The organism is Sphaerisporangium aureirubrum, from assembly GCF_042658925.1.
GTDB lineage: Bacteria > Actinomycetota > Actinomycetes > Streptosporangiales > Streptosporangiaceae > Sphaerisporangium > Sphaerisporangium aureirubrum.
In genome coordinates this window covers 109,635-123,164 of record NZ_JBHSRF010000001.1, presented here as the reverse complement: position 1 = coordinate 123,164, position 13,530 = coordinate 109,635, and the positions used below count along the sequence as shown (strand labels likewise).

Below are 13,530 nucleotides of genomic sequence, written 5' to 3'. Positions count from 1 at the left end.
CGGGTCAGGCGGGCACCGGGAAGCTGACGGGGCTGCGGTGCCCGGCCCTGTCGACGGACCGCACGCCGAAGAAGACATTGTCCTTGGACAGGTCGATGCGCACCTCGGTGACGTCCCCGACCGGGATGACGTGGGTCCAGTCCGGGCTGGTGGTCTCGCGCCAGACGACCTCGTAGCCGGCGAGGTCCGGCTCGGTGCCGCGGGTCCAGACGAGGTCGGTGTCGTTGGTGAGCTGGTCGGTGCGGACCCTCGCGTTCTTGGGGGTGCCGGGCGCCTGGGCGAGCGACCACAGGGTGGCGGCGTTGACCCGGGCGACGCGGGCGATGTACGGGAAGTCGCAGAACTCGGGCAGGTCGCCGATCTGCTTGCCGTTCTCGACGCGGACGTCCTGGTGCTGGTGGTCGTAGTTCTCGTTCGGCTCGGTGAAGCGGGCGGCGGGGTAGGCCTGTTCGAGGAAGCCGATGTGGTCTCCGCCCCGTAGGTAGCGGTCGCGGCGGTAGATGACCCGGACGTCCATCCCGGTGGAGTCGTTCTCCGCGACGCTGGTGACGAAGCGGGCGAGCTGCCGGGCGGGCGAGTCGTTCTCCCCGCCGACCGCGCGGCGGACGTTCGCCTCGGCCGCGGTCTCGGCGGTGGGCACGCCCTCGGCGAAGAGCCGGACGGTGCGCGGATCCCGGGTGCCGTCGTCCGCGACGCTGCTGCCGACGATGTCGTTGGTGAACATCGCCTGCACGTCGGCCGCCGCGGCCTTGTACTGGGCCGCCATGTAGCGCGCGCCGTAGAGGTTCTGCTCCTCCCCGGCGACGGCCGCGAAGACGATGGTGGCCTTCGGCCGGCGCGTGGCCATGACGCGGGCGAGCTCCATCGAGACGGCCACCCCCGAGGCGTCGTCGTCGGCGCCGGGCGCGTCCGCGGTGGCGTTCATGACGTCGGTGACCCGCGAGTCGTAGTGGCCGGACACCACGTAGACCCGCTCGGGCGTGACGGATCCGCGCAGCGTGGCGACGACGTTGGTGATCCGGGTGGCGGTGGGGATCCGGGTGCCGGGCGGCTGGATGTAGGACTGCAGCTCGACCGTCATGCGCCCGCCGGACGCCGCGGCGTACCGCTGCATCTCGGCGAAGATCCAGTCACGCGCGGCGCCGATGCCGCGGTTCGGATCGTCCTGGCTGGAGAGCGTGTGCCTTGTCCCGAAGCTCACGAGCTTGCGCACCGTGGCCTCGACACGCCGATGGTCGATCTCACGGAGCAGGGCCCGCAACTCGGCGTCCGGACGCTGCTTGTCGGCAGGCCGGCCCGGGCCGGACGACCCGCCCGAGCCCGCCGCCGCGGCCGGAGCGGCGCCGAGGGTGACACCCGCGGTCGCCGCGGTCGCCGCGGCGGCGGAGAGGGAGATGAAGGCACGACGGCTGGCTTGACTGGGGGGTTGCGAATCTGTGTTAGCCACAACGTGGGTGTATCCAGACGTGGGCACTTTGTCCAGGCCCATGACGGGCCGCCAGGTCGTCACCACAGTGGGCCGCACCCCGCGAGGGGTACGGCCCACTGCGGGTTGAGGTCAGCGGACGATGCCCTGGCTGTCCCTGCCGTCACCGTTCCAGTCACCGATCACCGGCAGGTCCCCGGGATCGCCGTAGGCGACCGAATGAGTGGTCTCGGTGGCCGTGGTCACCGCACTGGTCCGCAGATAGAACCCATTGCCCATGCGGACACCGATGTTGTCCTTACCGTCACCGTCCCAGTCCCCGACGAACGGCACAGAGTTGGGGTTGCCGTACAAGAACGTGTACTGAGCCTGCCCGGTCGCCGGAGTATTGCTGATGAAGAACCGGCCCGCCCCCGGATCGTAGGCACTGACGGTGTCCTTACCGTCGCCGTCCCAGTCACCCGCCAGCGGAAGCATCGGAGCATCCCCATAAGCCACCGACTGCGTCGTCTCGGTCGCGGTCGTCACCGGACTGGTCCGCATATAGAACCCATTACCCATGTGCACACCCACGTTGTCCTTACCGTCACCATCCCAGTCCCCAACAAACGGCACCGCGTTCGGATTGCCGTACAAGAACGTGTACTGAGCCTGCCCAGTCGCCGGAGTATTACTGATGAAGAACCGCCCCGTCGTCGGATCATAAGTACTCACCGTGTCGGTGCCATCGCCGTCCCAGTCACCCGTGATCGGCACCATCGGACTGTTGCCGTACTGGAACACCGGCCGCGTCGACCCGCTGGAACTCTGATCGTCGGTCAGATAGAAGTCCAGCACCCCCAGATCACCGGAGCCGCCGCAGTTCCGGCTCGTGACGTTCCTGTTGGTCTGGTTGTTGGCGCCGCCGTACAGGACACCGTTGAACATGGGCCTGACCCGCTCGGCGCCCTCGAATCCCCAGGTCGCCTCCCCGTTGCCGTTCGCGTCGTAACCGAGCTCGAAGTGGAGGTGGGGGTGATTGTTGGACGTGGGCCCCGTCCGCCCGACCCTCCCGATGACGGCACCCTGCGCGACCCTGGCGCCCACGCCGACGGCCCGGGACTGCAGGTGCAGGTAGGTGGTGAAATAGCCGCCGCCGTGATTGATCTGAATCACGTTGCCGGCGTTCTCGTGGTAGTACGACTTGTTCACCGTTCCGGGGGCGGGCGCGATCAGCGTGGCCCCCTCGGTGCCTTCCTGGTTCGGTTCCTTGACCATGTCGAGCGCCGGGGCGTGCCCCCAGGTGTCGAACCGCCACTGCTGGCCACAGGGGAAGGGCATCTGGATGTTGGGTGCGGCGACCGCCGCGTGCGCCGGAAGGCTCGGCAGACCGGCGGCGAGGACGGCGAGCGCAGCGGCGGTCACCGCGCTCGCCCACAGGGGGCGCCGTGTTCCTCGCGGCGCGGAGGGAAAGGAAAAGAACGGACGCATGTTCATGCATCTCCTGACGGTCGAGTGATCCGGGCGACCGGTAGGGGCCGAGTCAGATTGGTGATCTTCATCGCCTGACGGTCATCACCGTGGCCGGGCGCCCGTCCCACAGCAAGAGGATTGGGACAACTCGGGGACCGCGGGACATGGAACGGCTCTAACCAGCGCAATCCCGTACGCGTTGGGACAAGGTGGGAGATAAACCACTGATGCTGGTGGTGCTGCTGTTAACCTTCGGGGTGTCAAACTCGGGTCGGAACTCGAGGAGCCAAGGTGTCAGAGCCGTCTCCGGTCGAGGATTTAGCCACCTATCTGCGCCACCTGAAGAACAAGACCGGCCGTAGCTACGACGCCCTCGCCAAGCGGCTCGGCGTCGGTAAGTCCACCCTCCACCGCTACTGCTCCGGAGAGGGCGTGCCCCCGCGCTTCACCCTCTTGGAGCAGTTCGCCAAGGAATGCCAGGCGACCCAGCCGGAGATCATCGAACTCCACCAGCGCTGGGTACGCGCCCAGTCCACCGAGCTTTCCGAAGCGGAACCACCCGCGGAACACCCCGCCGAGGCCCCCTCGTCATCCTCGTCGTCTGCGGAGCCCGACTCCCCGGTCCCGGCGAAAGGCCTGCGCGAGTACCTGCCGATCCCACGCAAGGGCCGCACCTGGTGGACGCTGGCAGGAATGGCGATCCTGGTCATAGGCGGCGTCCTCATCTGGCGCCCCGGCCCGACCTACCGAGCCGACGCCGAAAGCTCACCCGCCTGCACCGACCGCAACGGAGTCAAACACGTCGACGCCAGAGAAGGCGGCCACGTATGGACCAGGGACTTCGTCTGCGTCAACCTCCCCGACACCCCGCTCTACGTCGACGTGAACAGCACCGAGAAAATCGCCGTCCTCGACACCCCGAAGAGCTGGTTCATCTGCTGGGAACTGGGCCGCGTCCAGGCCGACGGAGGAAGGATCTGGTACTACACCCGTGGCGACCGCTCGGAACCAGGCAAGGAACGCTGGCAGGGCTGGGGCTACGTAGGCGCCGAGGACGTCACCGCCCCCACCCACCCCGTCCCGAACATGCCCCGCTGCGCCGGCCGATGACCCGGCCCGCGATCAGCTGCCGGTAAACGCCTAAAACACGGAGCAAGGCCGCCGTCCGATGCCGCACCGGTTCGTTTAATGCCGGCATCAGGTCGTAAAAGGTTTGCGATCAGGTCACGAAGACGGCCAAGTGGCCTCACGTTGACTAGCCTCACCGCATGCCCCTTGCCTCGATTCCGAGCCCTTCCGAAGGGGTCTGGTATCTCGGATTCATCCCGATCCGGGCCTACGCGTTGTGCTTCATCGTCGCGATCGCCTTCGGCATCTGGCTCAGCGAGCGCCGCTGGCGCGCCCGCGGCGGCGAGAAGGGCACGATCAGCGACCTCGCGATCCCCGCGGTGATCTTCGGCCTGATCGGCGCCCGCCTCTACCACGTCATCACCGACTGGCAGACCTACTTCGGCCCACGCGCGATCAAGGAGCCCTACCAGGCGCTGTTCGTCTGGGAAGGCGGGCTCAGCATCTGGGGCGCGGTCGCCCTGGGAGGCGTAGGCATGTGGCTGGCGTGCCGCCGCCGTGGCCTGTCTCTGGGTGCCGTGGCCGACACGGTAGCGCCCGGCATCGCGTTCGGGCAGGCGATCGCCCGCTGGGGCAACTGGTTCAACCAGGAGCTGTACGGCAGTCCGACCACATTGCCCTGGGGCCTGGAGATCGACCAGGCGCACGGCGGCGAGCCAGGCGTGCTCTACCACCCGACCTTCCTGTACGAGTCACTATGGGACGCGGCCCTCGGTTTCGCCCTGATCCTGGCCGGCAGACGATTCACCCTGCACCACGGCCGCCTGTTCGCCCTCTACGTCGCCGGCTACACGTTCGGACGATTCTGGATCGAGGGCCTACGGATCGACCCGGTAGGCGGAGTGGACCACGCGGTGACACTCCTCGGACTCCGTATCAACCAGTGGACCTCGATCGTGCTGTTCGCCGGCGCCCTGGTCTACCTCTGGATGACACGCGACAAGACCACCGAACAGATCGCGGTACCGGCCTCACAACACAAAGCCTCACCCGAGGAGGACGACGGGCAGCCCTCCGATCCCAGCGGAAGCACCTGACGCGACAGACCTCGTCATTACCGCCTCGGGCAAATGACTCTCACCCGCCGGTGATTACTTGCGGTAGTTCTTCCCGATAGGCATGCCGGGGATCGGCTTGGCGATGAGCGCGACCGGGATGAAGAAGCAGATCTGGGCGATCGCCAGGGTGAGCGTCCAGAGTGCCTTGTCGTCGTAGTGAGCGGACGCCCTGGCGTACAGATCGTCGCCGACGCGCTCTCCGGACGGGTTCGGCAGGAGGACGGCCTCCGCGAGCTCCAGCGCGACCCGTTCCGCGTCGCTGAAGTAGGGGGCGTCCCGCCATGACGCCACGGCGGTGATGCGCTCCTCGGGCTCTCCGGCGTCGCGCAGAATGCCGGTCTGCCGGACGGTGTGGTACGTGCTGCCGGTGATCTGCCCGGCGCGCAGATGCACCAGGGTGATCGTGGCCTGCGGGATCGAACCGTTTCCGGGGGCCTTGGACATCGCCCCGGCGATCGTTCCCACCTCGGTGAAGAACTGCGCGGGGTCGGGGAGACGCGACCGCAGGTCGTCCTGCTCGATCGTCGTAGGTGTGGACATGGTGAGGTCTTCCTTTCCGAGTTCTGGACGGTCCCGGGGGGTGATCACACCCCCCACAGCCGGAGCTTGTCGGGGTTGCGCACCGCCCAGATGTGGGTGATCCGGTCCCCCTCGACGTGGATGGCCAGCACCGTCACGACGACGCCGTCACGCTGGGCCACCAGGCCGGGACGGCCGTTGACCGTACGTTCCAGGAACGTCAGGTCGGACACCCTGCCGGCGAGATCGGCGGCGTAGCGCGCGACCTGCTCGCGACCCACGATCGGGCGGAGCACGGCTTCGACCAGACCGCCGCTGTCGCTGGTCACCGTGACGTCAGGGTCGAGGAGACCGATGAGCGCCTCGATGTCCTTGGCCTCCCATGCCTGCTTGAACTCCTTGACGAGGCCGGCCTGCCGCGCCACCGGAGCCGCCGGGGCCCGCGACGCGCGAACGCGACGACGGGCCGAAGAGGCCAGCTGGCGACACGCCACCGGAGTACGCCCGACGATCTCCGCCACCTCGGCGAACGAGTAGCGGAACACGTCGTGCAGGATGAACGCGACCCGCTCGGCCGGAGTCATCGACTCCAGCACGACCAGGAAAGCCATGTTGATCGACTCGTCCAGAGTGACCCGGTCGGCGGGGTCGGCTCCACCGGCCCCCGTCCGCCCGCTGATCCACTCCGTACGCTCAGGCAACGGCTCAGGTACCCATTCCCCCACATAGCGCTCCCGCCGCGCCCGCGCCGATCCCAGCAGATCCAGGCATATCCGGCTCGCCACGGTGGTCAGCCAGCCACCGGACGACTCGATGCCTTCCCGCTGCCGCGCAGACATGGCGTACCAGCGCGCGTACGTCTCCTGCACGACGTCCTCGGCCTCCGTCAGCGACCCGAGCATCCGGTAGGCAAGGTTGATCAACTGCCTCCGCTCACCCATGATCGCGCCGACACTCGGATCGCCCCAGGCGGCCCCTGATCCAGATGAAGTGCTCATGACCTAGTCGGCTCCGTCGCTGCTCCTGCTGCTTTCACCAGTCCGACGAAACAACCCTCCGAAGTGTGAGCCCGGCACGCCACCTCACACTCCCACCACCTGACTCGTCGGACTGTAGAGACAACGCGTCCCCTGCCGTTCAGGAGCCCCCGTGTACCTACGCGTCGCGATCATCCTGCAGACCCTTGCCGTTTCCTCCGCGCCGGTGACCGCCGGCCTGCTGCTGTCCGCACCCGCCGGGCGACCACTGCACAGCGTTTCGGCGTACGCGGTCTTCACCACAGCCGTACTGCACGTGATCACCGCCATCCTTATATGGCACCCAGGCGGCGGCTCCCCCAGGTCCCTGCTGTACGCGACCGCCTTCCTGGCACTCACCCTGACCCAGATAGCCCTCGGCATCGCCCACATGAAAGCCCTGCACGTCCCCCTCGGCGTCCTGCTGTTCGGCATGAGCCTCGTCCAGCTCATCCAGCTCCCCGTGCGGTTCCCCCGCCAACCGTCGGCCACCACGATTCGATGACGGATACGTCGTGTTCCCGCCCTCAGGCCGCGCCGCCTTGGGAGCGGTCGAGCAGTCCCCACCGGGAACGGACGAGGTCCACGAGCGAGGGGCCGCCGCGGAAGCACCACAGGGCGATGACCGGGTCACAAATGGCGCAGCCGAGGGACGAGTCATGGGCGAACGGGATGATCGGGTTGCCCTTGAGATGGTGCAGGACGTCCCATGCGGTGTGCAGCAGCCAGCCGACGCCGATGAACGTCCACGACTCCAGCCCCCGGTAAGCGCAGTAGGTGACGGCCGCGGTGAAGGCGAACTCCCAACCGTCCAGACCACCGCCGCTGAGGTAGGCGCCTCCCGCCCCGGCCAGCATGACGGCGTTGAAGCGGCGCCGGTGCGGTTCGCGAATCAGGGACATCACCACGACATAGAGCAGGCCGATCAACACCGGCGGGACAACGGTCATGATCATCTGAGTGCTCCTGTGCGCCGGAAACGTCACCGACGCTAGCCGGGCCGCCGGTTCGCCCCCCAGAGGGATTCCCGACATCTCTCAACGGGATAGCGCCATAAGGGCCGACCGGGAGACCTCTCAGCGGCAGCGGATCCGGAGCCTCGGCGCGATACAGGCGGATGGGTACTGTTCCGCCATGCACACCGTCGCCGTCCTCGCCCTCAACCTGGTGATTCCCTTCGATCTCTCCACCCCGATCGAGGTCTTCACCCGTACGCGGTTGCGGGACGGCCGTCCCGGCTACCAGGTGCGCATCTGCGCCGAACACCCGGAGGTGGACGCCGGCCTGTTCACACTGCGCGCTCCCTGGGGGCTGGACGGTCTGGAGGCCGCCGACACGATCATCATCCCCGGCACCGCGAGCCCGATGGACCCCCTGCCCCCAGCCGTACACCAGGCCCTGAAGGCCGCCGCCGCCAACGGCACCCGTATCGCCTCCATCTGCTCGGGCGCCTTCTCCCTGGCCGCCGCCGGACTGCTCGGCGGACTACGCGCCACCACCCACTGGGCCGCCGCCGACCAACTGGCCACCGCCTACCCCGACATCGAGGTGGAGCCCGACGTTCTCTACGTCGACAACGGCCAGATCCTCACCTCCGCCGGCGCCGCGGCCGGTCTGGACCTGTGCCTGCACCTGATCCGCCACGACTACGGTTCCGCCGTAGCCGCCGACGCCGCCCGACTGTCGGTCATGCCCCTGGAACGAGAAGGCGGTCAGGCCCAGTTCATCGTCCAGCCACTCCCACCCACCCCCCGAGGTTCCGCACTAGAACCCCTGCTCATCTGGCTACAAGCCTCCCTGTCACGCGACCTGACCGTGCCCGACATCGCCACCCAAGCCCGCATGAGCCCCCGCACCCTGATGCGCCACTTCCGCGACCAGACCGGCACAACCCCCCTCCAATGGCTCCACCGAGCCCGCATCCGCCAAGCCCAACACCTACTGGAAACCACCACCCACCCCATCGAACACATAGGCACCCAAGTCGGTTTCACCTCCCCCACCACCTTCCGCGACCGCTTCAAACGAACCACAGGTGTCACCCCCCACACCTACCGCCGCACATTCCGCCGAGCCCACCAAGCCTGAAACCCCTGACGGTTTGCGCGACCAGCGCTCGAGCCGCCACCAAGGCCACGAACCGGGCGGCATTCAGGTTCGACTCCTGTCAGGGGTACGCAGTCGGGTCGTGGCGCAGCTGAGTCAACACGTTTCGTCGGGACCGAAGCAGGGTTATCCCTCTGTCGACGACGCCTTACGGCTCGCGCAATGATTGCGCTGACGATTGCGCCGTCCACGTGCCGGGGACAAATCGGAGGCGTTTCATGGCCGCCAGTGATGATCACCACGCCGCGCTCGATCGACAGACGGGGCCCTTCGACACACTGACCGCGGCGCTCGGGGGCCTGTTTGTCGGGCACTGTCTGGCCTCCGTGGCCAGGTTCAGCGTCGCCGACGCGCTCGACGACACGCCGCGGACGGCCCAGGAGCTGGCCGAAGTCACCGGGGCGGATCCCGAGGCCCTCAGTCGTGTGCTTCGCCTCCTCGCTGCCCATGGCGTCTTCGCGGCCGGCGACGACCGCTACACCCACACCGGCGCGTCACGAATGCTCCGTTCCGACCATCCCCAGTCCTGGCGTGACTTCGTGGCAACATTCGGAACCGAACGTACTGCGAAGCAACTGGGTTACTTCGACTACTCACTCCAGACTGGACTCCCGGCCACGAACAAGCTGAATCCGGACGGGTTCTTCGGCATCCTTCAGAGTGATCCCGAGGCGGGCCGGGTCTTCGACGCCGCGATGGTCTCAAAGGCGCGTATCCAGGTCGCGAGTGTCCTGGCCGCCTACGACTTCTCGGACTGCGGAACGATCGCCGACATCGGCGGCGGCCACGGACACCTACTGCGGGCGGTGGTGGACGCGGCCGAGCGAACCACGGGCATCCTTTTCGACCTGCCCCCGGTGATCGAGCGTGCCGCGGAGATCGCCTCCGATCGGCTCACACTGCAAGCCGGCGACTTCTTCAAGGACCCGCTGCCGGTCTGCGACACCTACATGCTCATGGACGTGATCCACGACTGGGACGCCGAGCGGGCCACGGCCATCCTGGCCGCCGTACGAAAGGCCGCTCCGCCGCATGCGCGGCTGTTGCTGGTGGAGAGCGTCATCCCCGACGACCCTGGGCCCGACTGGTCCAAAGCCATGGACATCATGATGCTCATCCACACCGGAGGCAGGCAACGCACCCGCAGCGAACACGAGTCGCTGTTGCAGACCTGCGGTTTCCGGCTCGAGCGGGTCGTTGCGACGACATCAGACATGTCGATCCTCGATGCGGTGTGTGCCTGACCTGGCACTGATTTCGGGTCCACGCCGAGCGGGATCCCGGCCGATCCCTTGGGAGGGTCGACAACAGCCAGATCGGGGTGTTCCTCGGCTACGCCTGCGCGGCCGGTCGGGCGCTGCCGGATGTCCGGCTCTACCTGCCGCGGTCCTGGGTCGCCGACCGGGCCGGTGTGCGGCCGCCGGTATCGAGTTCGCGACCAAGCCGCAACTGGAGTCGCAGATGATCGCCGCGGCGCTGCGTACGCGTATCACCACCACCGCCGCCGCTCCGACCCGGCCACCAGCACATAGATCACAAGTGCCGCTGCCGTACTAGGGCGGCCGGCAACGTACTCCCGTCCCGGCTGCGCGCCGGCCCGTTACGGCTACGAACACGGCGGGTCGCATACAAGGAGTGCCCTTCGACGCTACCGGCGGCCTCGGAATCACACATCTCCAGCATCGTTGGAGGGGGGCGGCTTCGTAGCAGGCAGGTGCCTTTTTAGATCGGAGACAGCGCAAGCGACTGCACCGATCATGAAGCCGATCCCAGCAAGACCCCACCCAGTACTCACACCTCCATTTTTTGACAAGGCGGCAAGGAAAGCGAAGAAGAGGACCGTTGATCCGAGGAGTAAGAATCCGTTTCGCCCATTCATGATCAGCTAGCTTAGCCCTGAGCACACATGCCGACCTTTCGGGACCACTTCGCCACAAAGTCACGCCGCTGTCCGACACGGCGACTGGTGGACCGTGATCGCGCCGGCGTACGGCGTCTACGTGCACGCCCGCACCCTGGCCCGCTTACAGGCCGGCGCGCAAGCGGCGATCGCGCCGATATCTGAAGACGGCCGGCTCCCGACAACGCAGGTCCGACCGCAGACCCGTAGCGCGCGAACTTCCAGCGTGTGAGCGGGGAGCTACACGGCCAGCGGCCTACTCAAGCGGCTCTCAGTTCGGCCACCGACTGGACCAAGCCGCTTCGCTCAAGACTTGCGAGGACGTCTTCGACTGCGCCCGGCGGGTTCTTCCACGAATCGGCGATCTGCTGGACGCATGCCCACACGACCTTCTGGTTGAGGTGGATCTGGTCAAGGACGAAATCGTCTGCGCTCTTGGCTTCCACATCCCAGCTGGAAAGGGAGTCCGCAGGGAAATCTCTCAAGTTGTTCGTGACGATCACCTGAGCTCGAGCGCGGATAGCAGCGGCAAGAACATGACGATCATGGCTATCCGGCAACTTGAGACCTTCAATCAGCGGCTCGTAGCCTGTCACGAGACAGTCACGCACTGCCTTTACCATCAAGGTGCGGGTGCGCTGAAGAGCTTCCGCCTGAATGTCTGGTCGATTCTCCCTGATCGCTTCGAAGACCTCGTCCAGGATTTGATCCGTCCACTTCGCCTGCACCAGACCTGCTTGCGCAACCCTGATCAGGAGATCGCGCAGCGTACTCGGATACAGGACACAAGCGTCGTAGACGACGACAAACGCCACGTCAGCCGAAGCCCAACTCTCGAGTCATGGCCGAGAGCGCGTCTGCGGCCTCGCGACGCCGCTGGTCATCTTTGCGCTTGTAGTCCATGAGCGATTCGGCTCTAACCCTCCGATGGGTTCCCACCAAGCGATACTGGATCTCACCCGCATCAAGAAGCCCTATGAGGTAGGGCCGTGACACGTTGAGCAGATCAGCCGCTTCCTGAGTCGTCAGTTCCGCATGAGCCGGCACCACCGACACTCCACGGCCGGCAGCCATATGAGCGAGGATCGTCGCCAGCAACTCTACCGCTGCACGGGGCAGTACCAGGGCTTCTCTGGTCTCCTCCACCACTATGTCGATTTGCGCCGGACTCTCATGATGGCGACGCAGGTAGCCGCGGACCTGTGGGAGCGCACCGCGAGCGGCCACGGCATCTCGCGAGTTCGGTCGAACCGGAGCAACTGTCATGTCATCCACCTCCTCACCTGCAGTATGTGCTCCAAACGAAATAAACGCAACATCTCTGCGGCGCCGCCCGGCTACTCTGCGTGCACTACTGAACAGGCCGGCACTCTCCCGGCTGTCGGACCGAAGAGGCCTGCCATCTGAAATCGGCAGTGACCTGCTCAGCATCCGCCTCCAGGTCTCGGCGTAGCGCGTCGCGCGTCGAGGGTGTTCGGTGGCAGACCAGGACTCGGCTGGTCGTGCCGTCCCTGGCGGTGACGGAGATCTGTCACCTGCTCTCTGACCCGGTACGGCGTGGCAGTCCAGTCCTTGCGGCCGAGTTCTGTGCGGCCATCGCCGATGATGAACTTCGTGTGATCGAGGTGACTCCGCACGACTTCGCCGGACGTCGGAATTGCTCTGGGTCTACGCCTCTCTGGGACTTCAGGCCGTCGATGCTTGTGTAGTAGCTCTGGCAGAGTGCTTCGACCTGAGTGAAGTCGCGACTCTCGATCGACGCGATCATCTGGTCGTAGCTCCTCGTCATCTCCTGAGGGGGCAACGGCTAACGGTCTTGCTGGACGACTGATCGGCTTCCCGTAGTCCATGCACGCCGGGTTCGGGGGTGTGGGGGCGGAGCCCCTGCCTTGGGGTTTGGGGGCGGAGCCCCTGCCTTGGGGTTTGGGGCGGGAGCCCCAATGTCACAGTCCGAGCGAAGCGAGGGCCATTTTTCTGCGGAGGACCTTATGACAGCGGGACCGTACCCCGAGGGTACGGCCCCGTCTGGAAGAGGATCAGGCTTCGCCGGTGGTGAGGCCGATGGGGCAGCTCACGCCGGTGCCGCCTATGCCGCAGTAGCCGTTGGGGACCTTGTACAGGTACTGCTGGTGGTAGTCGTATCGCCAGGGCGATAGATCGCACTGTCTGGCGGTGTGCTTCTCGATAGCGTGCTCCAGATATTGGCCATTGTGTCGGTGAGTCGCGAGATCTCGACGAGGCCGATGTTGACGGTCGTGGCTGGAGCGTGAGCGCGGATCAGCACGAAGCACCTCGAAGCATCGACGTGTGTCGGCCAGGGCGTGCGGGCACGACTCGTCCCAACCCCTGACCGCCTCACTGGTTCCAGATCGGACGTCTCGTAGCGCACAGGGTCGGCGCTGCTCTCGTCATGCCGCATTCCCGTCACAAGATCGCGCAGAGTGGGGCGTATTTTCCCAGCTCACCCTGCAAATGGCGGCTGCCGTATTAGCCGTTTGCTCCATCATGAGGACAACTGTTGCCAGAGTCTTGTGGCCGAGTGGTCAATACCGCGCTGTATCGATCCGCGCTAGACCTATGTTGATCGATCAAATACCCGTCCCCCATAAGGAGAAGCATGCAAGAAGTCACTTGGCTCCGCCGGATCGGCCTCGTCTCAGCGGTGATGGCAGTCGGCCTGGCCGCCGCGTCTGTGGCCGCGCACGCCGACGGCTACGACACTCCCCGCAACGCCACTGCTACGGGGGCAGGCAGCACCTACGCGGCCGGATTGGCGGCGGCCGAACAGCGGGCCCGGCAGTCCGTTCTCGCGGTCGGCCACGACTGCACCCCTGGGACCTATAACACGATGCTGACCTATGCTTCTCCGGGTGGCGGCACATGGGTCTTCCGGTCCACCCACCAGGCGATGTGCGTCGACTGATC

At 66.4% G+C, this 13,530-nt stretch carries 14 protein-coding genes and 1 pseudogene; 7 read left to right on the top strand and 8 right to left on the bottom strand.

All coding sequences use genetic code 11. The features are described from left to right. Nucleotides 1–4: 4 nt before the first annotated feature. Both ACFP1K_RS00600 and ACFP1K_RS00595 read right to left on the bottom strand, forming a co-directional pair. Nucleotides 5–1,447, bottom strand: coding sequence for a M20/M25/M40 family metallo-hydrolase (locus ACFP1K_RS00600; RefSeq protein WP_380745891.1), 1,443 nt, complete (start codon nt 1,445–1,447; stop codon nt 5–7). Nucleotides 1,448–1,558: 111 nt separating this feature from the next. Next, entirely contained in the window at nt 1,559–2,902 is a 1,344-nt protein-coding gene (locus ACFP1K_RS00595; protein ID WP_380745889.1) for a M23 family metallopeptidase, read from the bottom strand. Nucleotides 2,903–3,169: 267 nt separating this feature from the next. Here ACFP1K_RS00595 and ACFP1K_RS00590 point away from each other — a divergent pair, with 267 nt between their 5' ends. Both ACFP1K_RS00590 and lgt read left to right on the top strand, forming a co-directional pair. Continuing rightward, complete coding sequence (locus tag ACFP1K_RS00590) at nt 3,170–3,988, top strand: helix-turn-helix domain-containing protein (RefSeq protein ID WP_380745887.1); 819 nt, start codon at nt 3,170–3,172, stop codon at nt 3,986–3,988. A 158-nt stretch (nt 3,989–4,146) separates the two neighbouring features. Next, nucleotides 4,147–5,043 carry a prolipoprotein diacylglyceryl transferase gene (gene lgt / locus ACFP1K_RS00585; protein WP_380745885.1) on the top strand — a complete coding sequence of 299 codons (897 nt, stop codon included), beginning with the start codon at nt 4,147–4,149 and terminating at the stop codon, nt 5,041–5,043. 54 nt (nt 5,044–5,097) lie between these two features. Here lgt and ACFP1K_RS00580 read toward each other — a convergent pair whose 3' ends face one another. Together ACFP1K_RS00580 and sigJ are read right to left on the bottom strand one after the other, a co-directional pair. Further along, complete coding sequence (locus tag ACFP1K_RS00580; protein WP_380745883.1) at nt 5,098–5,604, bottom strand: carboxymuconolactone decarboxylase family protein; 507 nt, start codon at nt 5,602–5,604, stop codon at nt 5,098–5,100. Nucleotides 5,605–5,648: 44 nt separating this feature from the next. Then, nucleotides 5,649–6,581: an RNA polymerase sigma factor SigJ gene (gene sigJ / locus ACFP1K_RS00575; RefSeq protein WP_380745881.1), complete on the bottom strand. Its 933-nt coding sequence runs from the start codon at nt 6,579–6,581 to the stop codon at nt 5,649–5,651. Nucleotides 6,582–6,732: 151 nt separating this feature from the next. On the opposite strand from sigJ, the gene ACFP1K_RS00570 reads away from it, so the two are divergent. Then, nucleotides 6,733–7,104, top strand: coding sequence for a hypothetical protein (locus tag ACFP1K_RS00570; RefSeq protein ID WP_380745879.1), 372 nt, complete (start codon nt 6,733–6,735; stop codon nt 7,102–7,104). A 22-nt stretch (nt 7,105–7,126) separates the two neighbouring features. On the opposite strand, the gene ACFP1K_RS00565 is transcribed toward ACFP1K_RS00570, so the two are convergent. Next, complete coding sequence (locus ACFP1K_RS00565; RefSeq protein ID WP_380745877.1) at nt 7,127–7,555, bottom strand: DUF6010 family protein; 429 nt, start codon at nt 7,553–7,555, stop codon at nt 7,127–7,129. A gap of 178 nt (nt 7,556–7,733) precedes the next feature. Between ACFP1K_RS00565 and ACFP1K_RS00560 the strand changes: the two genes are divergently transcribed. The 3 genes from ACFP1K_RS00560 to ACFP1K_RS00550 all read left to right on the top strand — a co-directional run bounded on the left by ACFP1K_RS00560 (nt 7,734) and on the right by ACFP1K_RS00550 (nt 10,170). Then, nucleotides 7,734–8,687 carry a GlxA family transcriptional regulator gene (locus tag ACFP1K_RS00560; protein WP_380745875.1) on the top strand — a complete coding sequence of 318 codons (954 nt, stop codon included), beginning with the start codon at nt 7,734–7,736 and terminating at the stop codon, nt 8,685–8,687. Nucleotides 8,688–8,923: 236 nt separating this feature from the next. After that, a complete protein-coding gene (locus ACFP1K_RS00555; RefSeq protein WP_380745873.1) occupies nt 8,924–9,949 on the top strand; it encodes a methyltransferase in 1,026 nt (341 codons plus the stop codon). Nucleotides 9,950–10,026: 77 nt separating this feature from the next. After that, on the top strand, nt 10,027–10,170 hold the full coding sequence (locus ACFP1K_RS00550; RefSeq protein WP_449329142.1) for a hypothetical protein: 144 nt from the start codon (nt 10,027–10,029) through the stop codon (nt 10,168–10,170). Between the two features lie 695 nt (nt 10,171–10,865). Here the strand turns inward: ACFP1K_RS00550 and ACFP1K_RS00545 are convergent. The 3 genes and pseudogenes from ACFP1K_RS00545 to ACFP1K_RS00535 all read right to left on the bottom strand — a co-directional run. Next, nucleotides 10,866–11,420, bottom strand: coding sequence for a PIN domain-containing protein (locus ACFP1K_RS00545; protein WP_380745871.1), 555 nt, complete (start codon nt 11,418–11,420; stop codon nt 10,866–10,868). A gap of 1 nt (nt 11,421) precedes the next feature. Further along, on the bottom strand, nt 11,422–11,871 hold the full coding sequence (locus ACFP1K_RS00540; protein ID WP_380746246.1) for an excisionase family DNA-binding protein: 450 nt from the start codon (nt 11,869–11,871) through the stop codon (nt 11,422–11,424). A gap of 770 nt (nt 11,872–12,641) precedes the next feature. Further along, nucleotides 12,642–12,743, bottom strand: a pseudogene (locus ACFP1K_RS00535) (peptide-methionine (S)-S-oxide reductase MsrA); the annotation flags it as partial. A 479-nt stretch (nt 12,744–13,222) separates the two neighbouring features. Between ACFP1K_RS00535 and ACFP1K_RS00530 the strand changes: the two are divergent. Continuing rightward, entirely contained in the window at nt 13,223–13,528 is a 306-nt protein-coding gene (locus ACFP1K_RS00530; RefSeq protein WP_380745869.1) for a hypothetical protein, read from the top strand. Nucleotides 13,529–13,530 lie beyond the last annotated feature (2 nt).

Excerpts from the sequence above, each read along its gene's own strand:
- ACFP1K_RS00540 (WP_380746246.1), bottom strand. The coding sequence starts at position 11,871 with ATGACAGTTGCTCCGGTTCGACCGAACTCGCGAGATGCCGTGGCCGCT.
- ACFP1K_RS00560 (WP_380745875.1), top strand. The coding sequence starts at position 7,734 with ATGCACACCGTCGCCGTCCTCGCCCTCAACCTGGTGATTCCCTTCGAT.
- ACFP1K_RS00595 (WP_380745889.1), bottom strand. The coding sequence starts at position 2,902 with ATGAACATGCGTCCGTTCTTTTCCTTTCCCTCCGCGCCGCGAGGAACA.
- ACFP1K_RS00565 (WP_380745877.1), bottom strand. The coding sequence starts at position 7,555 with ATGATCATGACCGTTGTCCCGCCGGTGTTGATCGGCCTGCTCTATGTC.
- lgt (WP_380745885.1), top strand. The coding sequence starts at position 4,147 with ATGCCCCTTGCCTCGATTCCGAGCCCTTCCGAAGGGGTCTGGTATCTC.
- ACFP1K_RS00580 (WP_380745883.1), bottom strand. The coding sequence starts at position 5,604 with ATGTCCACACCTACGACGATCGAGCAGGACGACCTGCGGTCGCGTCTC.
- sigJ (WP_380745881.1), bottom strand. The coding sequence starts at position 6,581 with ATGAGCACTTCATCTGGATCAGGGGCCGCCTGGGGCGATCCGAGTGTC.
- ACFP1K_RS00530 (WP_380745869.1), top strand. The coding sequence starts at position 13,223 with ATGCAAGAAGTCACTTGGCTCCGCCGGATCGGCCTCGTCTCAGCGGTG.
- ACFP1K_RS00555 (WP_380745873.1), top strand. The coding sequence starts at position 8,924 with ATGGCCGCCAGTGATGATCACCACGCCGCGCTCGATCGACAGACGGGG.